Source organism: Pseudomonas soli, from assembly GCF_021283165.2.
Taxonomy (GTDB): domain Bacteria; phylum Pseudomonadota; class Gammaproteobacteria; order Pseudomonadales; family Pseudomonadaceae; genus Aquipseudomonas; species Aquipseudomonas soli.
Map to the genome: position 1 here is coordinate 2,175,760 of NZ_CP128543.1, position 14,232 is coordinate 2,189,991.

14 protein-coding genes are annotated in these 14,232 nt (G+C 66.2%); 8 read left to right on the top strand and 6 right to left on the bottom strand.

The window, feature by feature from the left end:
* The first annotated feature begins 80 nt into the window (after nucleotides 1-80).
* The 7 genes from LU688_RS10185 (at nucleotide 81) to LU688_RS10215 (ending at nucleotide 6,402) form a co-directional block, all read left to right on the top strand.
* Entirely contained in the window at nucleotides 81-608 is a 528-nt protein-coding gene (locus tag LU688_RS10185) for a Csu type fimbrial protein (protein WP_160290851.1), read from the top strand.
* Between the two features lie 24 nt (nucleotides 609-632).
* Nucleotides 633-1,166, top strand: coding sequence for a Csu type fimbrial protein (locus LU688_RS10190; RefSeq protein WP_038707477.1), 534 nt, complete (start codon nucleotides 633-635; stop codon nucleotides 1,164-1,166).
* A gap of 17 nt (nucleotides 1,167-1,183) precedes the next feature.
* The gene (locus tag LU688_RS10195; protein ID WP_023632357.1) at nucleotides 1,184-1,717 is read left to right on the top strand and encodes a Csu type fimbrial protein; all 534 of its coding nucleotides are present in this window, start codon (nucleotides 1,184-1,186) and stop codon (nucleotides 1,715-1,717) included.
* 3 nt (nucleotides 1,718-1,720) lie between these two features.
* Nucleotides 1,721-2,224 (top strand): Csu type fimbrial protein, encoded by a 504-nt coding sequence (locus LU688_RS10200; protein WP_023632358.1) that lies wholly within the window; start codon nucleotides 1,721-1,723, stop codon nucleotides 2,222-2,224.
* A 34-nt stretch (nucleotides 2,225-2,258) separates the two neighbouring features.
* Nucleotides 2,259-3,035, top strand: coding sequence for a fimbrial biogenesis chaperone (locus LU688_RS10205; RefSeq protein WP_038705773.1), 777 nt, complete (start codon nucleotides 2,259-2,261; stop codon nucleotides 3,033-3,035).
* A 68-nt stretch (nucleotides 3,036-3,103) separates the two neighbouring features.
* Nucleotides 3,104-5,437, top strand: a complete 2,334-nt coding sequence (locus LU688_RS10210) for a fimbria/pilus outer membrane usher protein (RefSeq protein ID WP_232887991.1) — start codon at nucleotides 3,104-3,106, stop codon at nucleotides 5,435-5,437.
* On the top strand, nucleotides 5,434-6,402 hold the full coding sequence (locus tag LU688_RS10215) for a Csu type fimbrial protein (RefSeq protein WP_110604309.1): 969 nt from the start codon (nucleotides 5,434-5,436) through the stop codon (nucleotides 6,400-6,402). The genes LU688_RS10210 and LU688_RS10215 overlap by 4 nt, the downstream gene beginning before the upstream one ends.
* A 13-nt stretch (nucleotides 6,403-6,415) precedes the next feature.
* Here the strand turns inward: LU688_RS10215 and LU688_RS10220 are convergent, their stop codons facing one another.
* From LU688_RS10220 to LU688_RS10230, 3 genes are all read right to left on the bottom strand, one after another.
* Nucleotides 6,416-7,564 carry a M14 family metallopeptidase gene (locus LU688_RS10220; protein ID WP_160290853.1) on the bottom strand — a complete coding sequence of 383 codons (1,149 nt, stop codon included), beginning with the start codon at nucleotides 7,562-7,564 and terminating at the stop codon, nucleotides 6,416-6,418.
* A gap of 103 nt (nucleotides 7,565-7,667) precedes the next feature.
* Nucleotides 7,668-8,183, bottom strand: coding sequence for a DUF4880 domain-containing protein (locus LU688_RS10225; protein ID WP_110604373.1), 516 nt, complete (start codon nucleotides 8,181-8,183; stop codon nucleotides 7,668-7,670).
* Between the two features lie 430 nt (nucleotides 8,184-8,613).
* Entirely contained in the window at nucleotides 8,614-8,928 is a 315-nt protein-coding gene (locus LU688_RS10230) for a DUF6124 family protein (RefSeq protein WP_160290854.1), read from the bottom strand.
* A gap of 89 nt (nucleotides 8,929-9,017) precedes the next feature.
* On the opposite strand from LU688_RS10230, the gene LU688_RS10235 reads away from it, so the two are divergent.
* Entirely contained in the window at nucleotides 9,018-9,725 is a 708-nt protein-coding gene (locus tag LU688_RS10235; protein ID WP_031316878.1) for a S24 family peptidase, read from the top strand.
* A gap of 133 nt (nucleotides 9,726-9,858) precedes the next feature.
* On the opposite strand, the gene LU688_RS10240 is transcribed toward LU688_RS10235, so the two are convergent.
* From LU688_RS10240 to LU688_RS10250, 3 genes are read right to left on the bottom strand one after another with little or no spacing between them, the layout of a single operon-like run.
* A complete protein-coding gene (locus LU688_RS10240) occupies nucleotides 9,859-11,814 on the bottom strand; it encodes an acetyl/propionyl/methylcrotonyl-CoA carboxylase subunit alpha (protein WP_160290855.1) in 1,956 nt (651 codons plus the stop codon).
* Nucleotides 11,811-12,620: a gamma-carboxygeranoyl-CoA hydratase gene (locus tag LU688_RS10245; protein WP_094010509.1), complete on the bottom strand. Its 810-nt coding sequence runs from the start codon at nucleotides 12,618-12,620 to the stop codon at nucleotides 11,811-11,813. The genes LU688_RS10240 and LU688_RS10245 overlap by 4 nt, the downstream gene beginning before the upstream one ends.
* Nucleotides 12,621-12,623: 3 nt before the next feature.
* Nucleotides 12,624-14,231, bottom strand: coding sequence for a carboxyl transferase domain-containing protein (locus tag LU688_RS10250; RefSeq protein ID WP_094010508.1), 1,608 nt, complete (start codon nucleotides 14,229-14,231; stop codon nucleotides 12,624-12,626).
* Between the last annotated feature and the right edge of the window lies 1 nt (nucleotide 14,232).

The window sequence follows — 14,232 nt, forward strand, 5'->3', positions numbered from 1 at the left end:
AAGAGGGATAGGCCTGGCCCGGCTGGGATCCAATCGCGCTGCTACGCTCAAGCTCAATCTATACGCACAAGGATCGACCGGTGACTGAGCGCTGGCTGGCCATGCTGTTGGGCCTGTGGTTGAGTGGCAACGCCATGGCAGCGGATTTTCTCGTCGAAGTGCAGGTACGCGTGCAGCGCGGGTGCATGCTGGTCAACCAGCAACGCGATGCCGGCCCGCAGGCGCAGGGGCGCATCGACCTGGGCAGCGCGGCGCGCCTGGATGGCCCCGATGCGCCGTTGAGTGGCGTGCTGCTGGCCCGGCGCCCGCCGCGCCTGGAGTGCAACCCCGATACCCCCTACCAGGTGCGTGTGGATGGCGGCCAGCACGGCGGTGTCGGCGAGCTGCGCTATCTGGCAAGCCATGATGCCCAAGCTCGACCGATTCCCTACCGGCTGTACCGCGACGCCACCTGGCGCCAGCCGCTAGCGGTGGACGTTGCGCAATCGGCGCGGGTGCCGGACAGCGGCTCGGTGGAGCTTCCCCTCTACGCACGGATCGACAAGCTGGCCTGGGTGCCCCGCGCTGGCCTGTATGCCGATCTGCTCAAAGTCACGGTCACCTGGTAGGGAGGCTTCATGCTCATGGACGCGCTGCACCGTGGTTCGATCCTGCTGCTCACCCTTGGCCCGCTGCTGCTGCCCAGTGGCGCGGCCCACGGCACCACCACCGGTTTCATCCAGGCGCGCCTGGTGATCAGCGCCGCCTGCCAGATCAGCAGCGACCCGCAACCGGCCACCCTGGGCAACCCGGGGTTGATGGACTTCGGTGCGCGGGGGCCGACCTGGGACCAACCCCTGACCAGCCGGGTTGACGAGGCCGGCGGCGAGGGCAGCCTGCAGATCAGCTGTTCGCCCCAGGTACGCGCGTTCAGCGTGCGCATCAATGCCGGGCAGAACGGCAGCGACGGCGTGCGCCGCCTGAGCAACGGCCGCGAACTCATTCCCTACCAGCTGGCCATCGACCCGGGCGGCAACAGCCGCTACGGCATCGGCCAGGCCCGTACCTTCACCATCAGCAGTACCCAGCAAGTGCCCGTGCCGATCTACGGCGTGGTGGTCGCGCAACCGCGCGCGCTGCCCGCTGGGCTGTATCGCGACACCCTCAGGGTGACCCTGGACTGGTAACACGCAAGGAGATTCTGATGCCCAAGCACCTCACCCGCTGCATCCTCGCCAGCCTTGGCCTCGCCCTGGCTGCCCAGGCCCAGGCCGCCACCGTAACCGGCACCATCAGCTCGACCCTGACCCTGACCGCTGCCTGCCAGGTCAACGGCAGCGGTGGCACTTCCGGGCTGAATTTCGGCAGCCTCAACTTCGGCACCCAGGATTCACTGTTCACCACCGCCAATGGCCAGGTGCTCGGCGGTGGTGGCGGAGCCATGAGCATTCTCTGCTCGGCAGGCACGGTGCCGACGATCAAGGTACGTGCCGGCGCCCATGACTCGCAGTCCGCCGGCGGGACCCGGGCCTTGGCCGATGGCGCGGGTAATTTCGTGCCCTACGACTTCTACACCGACGCCGGGCACACCCAGCTGTTGGCGATCGACGGCACCATCACCCTGCCGACCAGTACCGGCGTGGCGCAGACCGTCAACCTGTATGGCCAGGCCCGGGGTAAAGCCGGCCTGCCGGCCGGGGTGTACACCGACACGGTGGCGGTCGAGCTGAGTTTCTGAGCCATGCCAGGCACTGCGCGGCTACTGGCGGTCGGCTTGTGCCTGACATTGACTCAGGGCGCCCACGCGGTCACCACCAGCACCTTCCAGGTGACGGCACAGATCGTCGCCGGCTGCCTGGTCGTCGGCGGCGTGACGGCCTATGGCGTGCTCGACTACGGCACCAGCTCGGCACTGTCCACGGCCACCCTGAGCACTTCGCTGGGCGGCAGCACGGTGACGTTTCAGTGCACCCCCGGCGTGGCCCTGAGCATGAGCCTGGACGGCGGCCAGAACAGCGCCAGCGGCACGCGCAACCTCAAGCGTTCGGGCGGTACGCAATTGCTGGCCTACCAGCTATACCGCGATGCCGGTTTCAGCCAGAGCCTGGGTATCGGCAGCAGCGTGGCGGTGAGCTACAGCGACCCGACCGCAATCAAACTGCCGGTCTATGGCCGTACCACCCTGACCGGCACCTTGCCGGCAGGGACCTACACCGATGTCGTGCAAGTGACGGTGACCTGGTGAAAGGCTACTGCGGATAACAGAGAAGGAGAGGGGCATGGGGGCAGGCGTTAACTGGGCGCGTGGGATCATCGGGCTGCTGCTGTTGGCCAGTGCACCGGCTTTCGCGGCCACTTCGGTGTTGATCTGGCCGATCGACCCGGTGCTGGAGGCCGACCAGAAGGCCGGTGCGCTGTGGCTGGAAAACCGTGGCACGGCGCCGGCCAGCCTGCAGGTGCGGGTGTTCGCCTGGCGCCAGGGCGAGTACCAGGAGCAGTTCCAGGCCCAGCGCGAGATAATCGGCAGCCCGCCGGTGGCCAATATCCCGGCGGGCCAGAAGCAACTGATCCGCCTGACCCGCACGGGCAGTTCGCCCGCGGGCCAGGAGCAGGCGTACCGCATCATCATCGACGAAATCCCCTCGCCGTTGCCGGCTGATGCCGCCAGCGAAGGGCCGAAGGCGGCGATCCGCCTGCAGATGCGTTATTCGGTGCCGCTGTTCGTCTACGGCGAAGGGCTGTGGGGCAAGCCCGACCCGGAGGGCAAGCGCAGCGCCGAAGGCGTGGGCAAGCCGCAGCTGAGCTGGCGCGCGGTCACGGTGCAGGGCAAGCCCTATGTCGAGCTGCGTAACACGGGGCCTGTGCATGCGCGCCTGACCGACGTGGTGCTGCAGCAGGCTGGCCAGGACAGGCCATTGGTCGAAGGGCTGCTCGGCTATGTGTTGCCCGGCGCCAGCATGCGCTGGCCGGCACCGGCCACGCCGGGTGCCGCCAGCGTGCTGAAAGGGCGGGTCAACGGCCAGGAGGTGGCGCAGGCCATCAAACAGGGGCAATGACCCACGCTTGAACGGATCACAGGGGCCAGGGAGGACCCGGTAATGGTTGGAAATCGTGTGTGAGCTGGGTGCGGGTGGCAACGCACCGGTTGTGGCTGGGCCTGGCGGTGCTGGGGCCCGGCCTGGGCGTGGCCGACGAGCTGCCGCCGCCGCCCTCGGAACATGCCGCCATCGCCGACGCCACGCTGTACCTCGACCTGCTGGTGAATCAGGTGGCAAAGGCTGAGCTGGTGCCGGTCCAGCAGCGCGCCGGGCGGCTGTACCTGGCCAGCGAGGTGCTGCGCGAGGCGGGCGTCAGGCTGCCGGGCGAGCCTCAGGGCGAGGTGGCCCTGGACGATATCCCCGGCCTGCACAGCGACTATGACAGCCAGAACCAGCGCCTGCTGCTGCAGGTGCCGCCAGCCTGGCTGCCCGACCAGCAGGTCGGTGATCGCAACCTCTACCCCGCCAGCGACGCCCGCAGCAGCTTCGGTGCCTTGCTCAACTACGACGCCTACCTCAACGACACCGATGAGGGCGGCAGCTACCTGGCCGCCTGGAACGAGCTGCGCCTGTTCGACGACTGGGGCACCTTTTCCACCACCGGGCAATGGCGCCAGTCGTTCAATGGCGCCCAGGCCCAGGGCCGGCAGGGCTTCCTGCGCTACGACAGCACCTTCCGCTACACCAACGAGCAGCGCCTGCTCACCTATGAGGCTGGCGACCTGGTGACCGGCGCGCTGCCCTGGACCACCTCGGTGCGCGTGGGTGGCCTGCAACTGTCCCGCGACTTCGGCGCCCGTCCCGACTTGGTCACCTATCCACTGCCTGCCTTTGCCGGCGAAGCCGCTGTGCCGACCTCGCTGGACCTGTTCATCAACGGCTACAAGAGCAGCAGTACCGAGTTGCAGCCTGGCCCTTACACCCTGACCAACGTGCCGTTCATCAACGGCGCCGGCGAAGCGGTGGTGGTCACCACCGATGCCCTGGGCCGGCAGGTGTCGACCACCTTGCCGTTCTATGTCACCAGCAGCCTGTTGGCCAAAGGCCTGTCGGACTTCTCGGTGGCCGCCGGCAGCCTGCGTCGCGACTACGCCGTGCGCGATTTCGCCTATGGCCCGGGTGTGGCCTCGGCGACCCTGCGGCACGGGTTGTCCGATTACTTCACCGTGGAAACACATGCCGAGAGCGCCGAGTCGCTGATGCTCGGTGGCCTGGGTGGCAACCTGCGCCTGGGTACCTTCGGCGTGCTCAATGCGGCCGTGACCCAGAGCCGCTTCGAAGGCGATACAGGCCAGCAGCTGGCGCTGGGCTACCAGTACAACAGCCGGCGCATCGGCTTCAACTACCAGCGCGTGCAGCGCCATGGCGACTACGCCGACCTGTCGCGGGTCGACAGCCCCTACACGCGCCTGAGCCAGCGCAGCGAGCAGGCGACCCTGAGCCTGAACCTGGACAGTTACGGCAGCCTCGGCGCCGGCTACTTCGATGTGCGCGCTGGTGACGGCACGCGCACGCGGCTGATCAACCTCAGCTGGAGCAAGCCGCTGTGGCGCAACAGCAGCCTGTACCTGTCCGCCAACCGCGAGGTCGGTGACAGCCAGTGGGCGGTGCAGGCGCAACTGGTGATCCCCTTCGACCTGCACGGCACGCTGGCCTTCAGCGCCGAGCGCGGCAAGGACGGCCAGGACCTGCAGCGGGTCAACTACAGCCAGGCGGTGCCGGTGGGTGGTGGGCTGGGCTACAACCTGGGCTATGCCACTGGCGGCAACCGCGACGACTACCGCCAGGCCGACCTGACCTGGCGCCTGCAGTCGGTGCAGTTGCAGGTGGGTGCCTACGGCAGCAGCGGCGAAATGACCCGCTGGGCTGACGCCAGCGGTTCGCTGGTGCTGATGGATGCGGGGCTGTTCGCCGCCAACCGCATCGACGACGCCTTTGTGGTGGTCAGCACCAGCGGCTACGCCGACGTGCCGGTGCGCTACGAGAACCAGCAGATCGGCCGCACTGACCGCAATGGCCACTTGCTGGTGCCCTACAGCAGCGGCTATTACCGCGGCAAATACGAGATCGACCCCATGGACCTGCCCGCCGATGTGCTGGCGCCGCAGGTGGAACAGCGAGTGGCGGTGCGCCGTGGCAGTGGCTACCTGCTGGAGTTCCCGCTCAAGCGTGTGATGGCGGCGAGCCTGATGTTGGTCGACGGCAATCAACAGGAGCTCAAGCTGGGCAGCCGTGTACGCCACCAGGAAAGCGGCGTCGAGGCGGTGGTGGGCTGGGACGGGCTGGTCTACCTGGAAAACCTGGCGCCGCACAATCGCCTGCAGGTGGACAAGGCCGACGGCGGGCAGTGCCAGGTGGCGTTCGACCTGCCTGAAGGGGAGGGGCCGATCCCGTTGATCGGTCCGCTGGTGTGCCAGTGAATGTTCAACGGCACGGCCTGCTGTTTGGCCTGTTGCTGGCGCCATGCCCGGCCTGGGCGTTGTGCTCATCGGTGGCCACCACGCCAGCAGCGTTCGGCACCGTCAACTCGACGCTGGTACGTACCACCGTGCAGACTGCCTCTACCACCAATTCCGGCTTGCAGTGCACCGGCTCGCTGCTCAGCCTGCTGTCCAGCAATGACCACTTCTACGCAACCATCACGCCCGCCTCCGGTGGCCTGGTCGGCCCGACCGGCGATGTGATCAACTACACCCTGTACGCCGACAACAGCGTCAACTACCCGATCACCCGGGGCGTTGCCTTCGACTTTGCCCGCAATGGCATCATCGACCTGCTCGGCCTCCTCAATGGCACGACGCCCAAGGCAGTACCGATCTATCTGCGTACACAGATCGGTAGCAACGTCGCCGCCGGCCTGTACCAGGAAACGCTGACCGTCGCCTGGAGCTGGAACTACTGCTCTGGTATCGGCATCGGCAGTATCTGCCTGGGGCGCGATATTGGCAGTGGTAGCAATACCCTCAATGTCAGCCTGACGGTAAGCAACGACTGCCAGATCTCCACGCCCAACATCAGTTTCGCCAGCGCACCGGTGGTGGCCGGGTTCGGCACGGTGAACCAGAGCTTGAGCGTGTCGTGCACCAAGGGCAGCAACTACACGGTGGGGCTGGATGACGGGCAGAATGGTGCGGGCGGGCGGCGGCGAATGAAGTCCAGTGCCAATAACTACCTGGCCTATGACATCTTCAAGAGCGCCGGCGCGGTGCGCTGGGGCTCGGTGGGCGCGGCGCGGCGTTCGAGCAGCGATGCCGAAGTGAATCCGGGGGCGGGGACCGGCACGGGCAGCCAGGTGTTCAACTACAACGCCAAGGTGTACACCGACCAGGCCACGCCGCCGGCGGCGACCTATACCGACAGCGTGATTCTGGATGTGCAGTTCTGAGTGCTGGCGTAGCTCAGCGCAGATCGCCGACCATCTTCAGCAACGTCTCAAGCACCGCCCCGGCCAGCGCCTTGGAGCGCTCACCCGACCAGCCGGTGCGCGGGTTCGGCGCATCGTCGTGGTCCTTGAACGGCATCTCCAGGGTCAGCGACAGGCAGTCATGGGCCTGGCCCACGGCATTGCAGGCCAGGGTCATGTTGGCCTCGCCTGGCTCATCGCGGGTGTAGCCGTACTGGGTCTGGAAGTCCGGGGTCAGGCTGCACAGGGTGCCGCGGAACTGCTCTTCCAGCTTGGCGATGCGCGGCGTGTAGCCGGGGTTGCCCTCGCAGGCCGCGGTGAACACATGGGGGATCTCTTCGTCGCCATGGGCATCGATGAAGGCGTCCACGCCATGCAGCTTCATCTGGCTCTGGGCAAAGAACACCTCGGGGCTCAGCTCGACGCTGGCGTCCTGCCAGGCGCGGTTGAGGTCCTTGCCCTTGAAGTTGGTGCGCAGGTGGCCGAGAAAGGCACCGTCCGGGTTCATGTTGGGGATCAGGTACAGGTCGGCCTTGGCCTGCAGTTGCTGGATGACCGGCCCATTGGCCTCGAGGGCGTCGATCACACCTTCCATGAACCATTCGGCCATGTGCTCGCCCGGGTGCTGCTGGGCGATGATCCACACCTTGCGCTTGCCGGTCGCGCCGTCGCCTGCGCGCAGCAGCGGGATATCCCGACCTTGCACGCTGCGCCCGCTGGCCAGCAGTTCGACGCCGGGGATCTGCTTGGCGCGTTCGATCAACTGGTTGTGGCGTGCACGGGGGTAGGGCTCGAAGTAGGCGAACCAGGCTTGTGGCTGTTCGGCCTTGAAGTCGAAGCTCAGGGCCTTGCCGTCAAACTCGCTGGGCACGCGGAACCAGGTCTGCTGGTCGTACGAGGCCACGGCGTGGTAGCCGGTCCAGGCGTTCTTGTAGGAGGACTGGTGGGCGTTGTCCAGGCTGAAGCGATGGACCTGGCCCGGAGTCAGGCCGCTGGCCTTGAAATGGAACCACTGGAAGTGGTCGCTGTGACTGTCCTTGCGGATGTTCAGGTGGACGTGGGCAGGGTCGCTGGCGTCCAGGACCAGGATGTTGCCGGAGTCGAAATCGCAGTCGATGTGCAGCGGGGAGAGCGTCACGGTCATTGCCAGCCTCCTGTTGGCGTTGTTGTGACCGTACTCTACACCGCCTGGTGGTGCGGGTGCGCAGGTTAATTGACGCAGTCGTGGATGAGTCCGCCCCTGCGAATCAGGTCAGCAGCCCCAGCGCCACAAGCGCAGCAACACCAAGCCCGACGGCAATCGAGCAGCCACCCAGCGACAGCGCCGCGCGCCCTTGCCGGTACCAGCCGTCATGGCCCAATTGCCGTGCCGGGGCGAGCAGGCTGCGCCAGCGCAGTTCGGTTTCGTGGAAGGCACGCAGGTGCTCGGGGTCGGCATCCAGCCAGCGGCGGAAATCGATGCGTTCGCTGGCGGTCACCTGCGGGCTTTGCAGGCGCACGTACCATTGGCCGGCGATGCTGGCCAGCGCGTCGCCGGGGGCGCGGGCGGTCTGCAGGGCCTGGTTCATGTGGCGCTCGATACTGATCAGTGGCAGGTCCAGGCGCTCGGCGATGGCGGCAAAGCCCTGTTGGTCGAGGCGGTTGAGCAGGAAAACTTGCTGGACCCGGCGCGGCAAGCGCTTGAGTGCATGCAGTAGCGCGTCTTCAGCGTGCAGTTCGGCAGGGCGCGGATCGTGCTCGAGGGGCAGCAGCAGGCGGGTCATGGACAGCTCCTTGCTCATAAGGAAAGGGGTGGGGGCATCTTCCTTGATGCAGAGCCAGCTTAGGCTAAACGAGATTGATTCTCAAGTGCTGATTCCGCAAAGATTTGTAATGAGCATTCACGTGCTGACACACTTTTGCTATCATCGCTGCCATTAAACGATCTTCATTAGCCTGAAGAGCCAAAAAAATGACCCGGCAAAAAGCCGGGTCAAAAACCGTGATTAGCCTGATGAGGAGATAATCTGAGCGTCCGACCTGAGGACGTTGCAGGTTATCCAGCGGGTCTCGCGACCTGCTGAGTGCAATAATAATCGTTATCATTTGCCAGTCAAATGATTTTTCAGCGATTGACTAAAAAATTCTTCCTGACGCACTCCTCGTCCCCGGCAATCGGGGCTTTTGCCGTTCGTCGGCTATCACGTTCTCCCTTCAGCTCGTTGCCTTTTCCGTGGCGTGGCACTGCTCCAGCAGGGCGCGGGCCATGTTGATCATGTGCATCAGCGCAAACACCACTTCCCGCGTCGTGCCCTGCAAATGGTTGCCGGTTTCCTGTGCCGTGGCTGCAGCGCATCGCAGCAGGGCCATGGCGTGTTCGCTGGCCTGCGCGTTGCTGACGCCTTCGCGCAGGGTCCACAGCGAACGTTCCAGGTCGCGGGGCGTGGGCGTGGGGTTGAGGTAGAAATCGAGGGCGCGGCGAGCAGCTTCTTCGTCGAGATCTGTTTCCGTTTCTTTCGAGATGTTCATCCTGATTACCTGCGAATACCAGTAGGTGAAAGGTGAAGCTCGATTCTAATACCTAAAGTATTTAAATGTGTTTGGGCAAATACTACTTGATGTGTATTGAACGCAAGGAGTCAGTCCGTATCGTGCCTGCGATGAATATGGACAAATGGATAGCCCTGGTTCGGGAACGGATCGAGGAGCTCGATATCTCCCAGGAGCAGCTTGCCGAGCGCGTTGGGGTTTCCCAAGGCAGCATCGGCCATTGGCTGAAGAAGCGCCGTCAGCCTCGGGTCGACTCGATGAACCGTACGTTCATCGAGCTGGGCATGCCGCATTACCAGGTCAGCATGCAGCTGCGTGTGTTGGGGCAGGTGGGTGAGGAGCCGGCGCGTTACGGCCTCGAGGAAGAGGACGATGACGACGGGCAGGCGAAATACTTCGTGTGTTTCCGCTATCCGCTGCGTGAGTGGGCCGCGTTGGGTCAGGAGCAGGAGGAGGCATCCGATGTCTTCGAACAGACCGACTACCTGGCCCAAGGCAAGGCGTTCTGGCTGAGGGTCGAGAACGACACCATGAGCGCGGCCAGCGGCAGGAGCGTGCCCGAAGGGGTTCGAATCCTGGTCGATGACGGCGTGGCCGTCGAGCCGGGGCGTCTGGTGATTGCCCGGCTGCCTGGCAAGTCCGCGATCTTTCGGCAGCTGACCGAGGAGGGTGGGCAGCGGTATCTGAAGGCGCTCAACAATGCCTATCCAACGCTAGTGTGCGAGGAAGGGTGCGAGTTCATTGGCGTTGTGGTGCGGATGCACGGGGTGCTCTAGGTTCGCGCGCAGACCGTGTTGGGGCTGCGAGGTGCCAGGCGGGGGGCTTGCAGCGCTCTTTAGATCGAGCGCCGCCCGCGCGGCGCTCGATCTCATAGGCGAAACAACCCTTTCGGCGAGCACATTGCCGCCGTTACGCCTCCTCCAGCTCGACCAGCACTGTCCCCTCGCTGACCATATCCCCCTCCTGGCAGAACAGCGCCTTTACCGTCCCATCATGGGGCGCCCGAATGCTGTGCTCCATCTTCATCGCCTCCAGCACTACCAGCGCTGTACCGGCCTCGATCACCTGCCCCGGCTCCACCAGCACCCGCACGATACTGCCGTTCATCGGCGCCTCCAGCCCGCCCTGGTGGCTGTGGCTGGCCTCGGCCGCAGCGATTGGGTCATGGGCGCTGACAGCGTGCAGTTCGCCCTGCCACTGCAGGTACAGCGTGCCGCCCCGGCGAACCGCCAGGTAACGACGGCGCAAGCCGTCCTGCTCATGGCACAGTTGCTCACCCTCCAGGCGATAAGTCGAAGGCGCACTACGCTCCAGCGCCACCGCCTGCTCATGTCCGTCGCATTGCAGGTGCAGGCTGCTGCGTGCCGGCAGCCCCAGGCGCAGGCCATCGCGCAAGGTCCAGGGCGAGGCGGGGTCGTCCTGGCGCAGTTGCGCTGGCTCACCTTGCAGCCAGGCTTCGGCGGCGGCCTCCCAGAACTGCGCCGGTAGCGCCTGTGGCGGGGGTAGCAGCACATCCTGGTGACGCGGGATGAAGCCAGTGTCCAGCTCCGCCTCGGCAAACGCCGGGTGCGCCAGGATGCGGCGCAGGAAGGCAATGTTGGTCTTCAGCCCGCCAATGGCGAACTCATCGAGCATCGCCAGCAGTCGCAGGCGCGCTTGCTCGCGGTCCTGCCCCCAGGCAATCAGCTTGCCCAGCATCGGGTCGTAGAACGGCGATACCACATCGCCCTCGCTGACACCGCTGTCCACCCGACGGCCTTCGCCCGGCGCCGACTCGCGGTACAGCGCCAGGGTGCCGGTGGCCGGGAGGAATTCGTTGGCCGGATCCTCCGCGTACAGCCGCACCTCGATGGCATGGCCGATCAGCGGCACCTGCTCTTGAGTCAAAGGCAGCGGCTCACCGCAGGCCACGCGGATCTGCCAGGCCACCAGGTCGAGCCCGGTGATGGCTTCGGTGACCGGATGCTCCACCTGCAGGCGAGTGTTCATCTCCATGAAGAAGAACTCGCCGCGGGCATCGAGCAGGAACTCCACGGTACCGGCGCCCACATAGCCGATGGCCTGGGCGGCGCGTACCGCAGCCTCGCCCATGGCCTTGCGCAGCTCGGGGGACAGGCCCGGCGCCGGGGCTTCCTCGACCACTTTCTGGTGGCGGCGCTGGATCGAACAGTCACGCTCGTTGAGGTACAGGCAGTGGCCGTGCTGGTCGGCGAACACCTGGATCTCCACATGGCGTGGCTTGAGCACGTACTTCTCGACCAGCATCCGCGCATCGCCGAACGACGACTGCGCTTCACGTTGCGCCGAGGCCAGGGCGTCGGCCAGCTGGCTTTCCTCCTCGACCACCTTCATGCCCTTGCCGCCACCGCCGGCGCTGGCCTTGAGCAGCACCGGGTAGCCGATGCGCTCGGCGGCGGCGCGGAAGGTTTCCAGATCCTGGGCCTCACCGTGGTAGCCCGGCACCAGCGGCACCCCGGCGGCTTCCATCAGCGCCTTGGCCGCCGACTTGCTGCCCATGGCGTCGATGGCGCTGGCCGGTGGGCCAAGGAAGATCAGCCCGGCCTGTTCGATGGCGCGGGCGAAACCGGCGTTTTCGGACAGAAAGCCATAGCCCGGGTGGATCGCCTGGGCGCCGCTGGCCTTGGCCGCGGCGAGCAACTTGTCGATCACCAGGTAGCTGTCGGCGGCCTTGCTGCCACCGAGGTCGACGCGGATATCAGCCTCGCGGCTGTGGCGCGCGTCGCGGTCGGTGGCGCTGTGCACGGCCACGGTGGTCAGGCCCATGGCCTTGGCGGTGCGCATCACCCGGCAGGCGATCTCGCCGCGGTTGGCGACCAGCAGGGTGGTCAGCGTGGGTCGGCTCATGGGCGCGGTTCCTTGTTGTCTTGCCAGGCAGGGCGGCGTTTTTCCAGGAAGGCGCGCAGGCCCTCCTGGCCTTCGGCGCTGACGCGGATGCGGGCGATGGTGTTCTCGCAGTAGCGGCGCAGGGCCGGGCTCAGCTCGCCGTCATCCACTTCGCGCAACAGGTCCTTGGTGGCGCGCAGCGCCTGCGGGCTGTTGTGCAGCAGGTTATCGACCCAGGCCTCGACCTGGGCGTCCAGTTCGGCGGCCGGGTACACCTCGGCCAGCAGGCCGAGGTCGCGGGCGCGCACGCCGCTGAAACGCTCGGCGGTGAGGGCGTAGCGGCGGGCGGCGCGCTCGCCGATGGCCTTGACCACGAACGGGCTGATCACCGCCGGCGCCAGGCCGATGCGCACCTCCGACAGGCACAGCTGCGCGTCTTCGGCACCGATGGCCATGTCGCAGCAACTGATCAGCCCCAGCGCGCCGCCAAAGGCCGCGCCCTGGACCACGGCCAGGGTCGGCGCCTTGAGCCGATGCAGGGCGTACATCAGCTCGCCCAGCTCATGGGCGTCGTCCAGGTTGGTGTTGAAGTCCAGCTGCGCCGACTGCTGCATCCAGGCAAGGTCCGCACCGGCGCTGAAGTGCCGGCCACGGCCGCGCAGCACCACGAAGCGCAGGCTGGCGTCCTCGCCCAGTTGGTCGATGGCGACGATCAGCTCGCGGATCATCTGCGCGTTGAAGGCGTTGTTCTTGTCTTCCCGGCTCAGCCACAGGGTGGCGAAGCCGCGAGGGTCCTTGACCAGTTCAAGGGTGGCGAATTCGCTCATGGGTCACATCCGGAAAATGCCGAAGCGGCTTTGTTCGATCGGGGCGTTCAGCGCGGCGGACAACGCCAGGCCGAGCACGTCGCGGGTCTGCGCCGGGTCGATGACACCGTCGTCCCACAGCCGGGCGCTGGAGTAGTAGGGGTGGCCCTGGCGTTCGTACTGGTCGAGGATCGGCTGCTTGAGCTTCCTCTCGTCTTCGCTGCTGAAAACCTCGCCGCTGCGCTCGCTCTGCTCGCGCTTGACCTGGGCCAGCACGCCAGCGGCCTGCTCGGCGCCCATCACGCCGATACGCGCGTTAGGCCACATCCACAGGAAGCGCGGTTCGTAGGCGCGGCCGCACATGCCATAGTTGCCGGCGCCGAAGCTGCCGCCGATGATCACCGTGAACTTCGGCACCTGGGCGCAGGCCACCGCGGTCACCAGTTTGGCGCCGTGCTTGGCGATGCCGCCTTCCTCGTACTTCTTGCCGACCATGAAACCGGTGATGTTCTGCAGGAACAGCAGCGGGATACCGCGTTGGCAGGCCAGTTCGATGAAGTGCGCGCCTTTCTGTGCAGCCTCGGCAAAGAGGATGCCGTTGTTGGCCAGGATTGCCACCGGGTAGCCGTGCAAGTGGGCGAAGCCGCACACCAGGGTGGTGCCGAACAGCGCCTTGAACTCATCGAAGACCGAGCCATCGACCAGGCGGGCGATCACCTCGCGCACATCGAACGGTTGCTTGGCGTCGGCCGGAACCACGCCGTACAGCTCTTCTGCGCCATACAACGGTGCAATCGGCTCCTGGCATTGCAGCTTGCCCTGCTTGTGCCAGTTGAGGTTGGCGACACTGCGTCGGGCGATGGCCAGGGCGTGCTCGTCGTTGTCGGCATAGTGGTCGGCCACGCCGCTGGTGCGGCAATGCACGTCGGCGCCGCCGAGGTCCTCGGCGCTGACCACTTCACCGGTTGCGGCCTTTACCAGGGGGGGGCCTGCGAGGAAGATGGTCGCCTGCTGGCGCACCATGATCGCTTCGTCGGCCATGGCCGGCACATAGGCGCCACCGGCGGTGCACGAGCCCATCACCACGGCAATCTGCGGGATGCCCAGGGCACTCATGTTGGCCTGGTTGAAGAAGATCCGCCCGAAGTGCTCACGGTCGGGGAACACCTCGTCCTGACGAGGCAGGTTGGCGCCGCCGGAGTCCACCAGGTAGATGCATGGCAGACGGTTCTGCAGGGCGATGGTCTGGGCGCGCAGGTGTTTCTTCACGGTCAGCGGGTAGTAGGAGCCGCCTTTGACCGTGGCGTCGTTGGCCACGATCATGCATTCCACGCCTTCGACGCGGCCGATGCCGGCGATCACGCCGGCGGCCGGCACGTCTTCGCCGTACACCTCATGGGCGGCCAGCTGGCCGATCTCGAGGAACGCCGAGCCCGGGTCGAGCAGGCGGTCGATACGCTCGCGAGGCAGCAGCTTGCCCCGCGAGGTATGCCGCTCCTGAGCCTTCGGCCCGCCGCCCTGACTGACCTGGGCAAGCAGGCCGCGCAGGGCCTGGACCTGTTCGAGCATGGCCGCGCTGTTGGCGGCGAATTCCGCCGAGCGCGGGTTGATCTGGGTGTGCAGGGTAGCCATG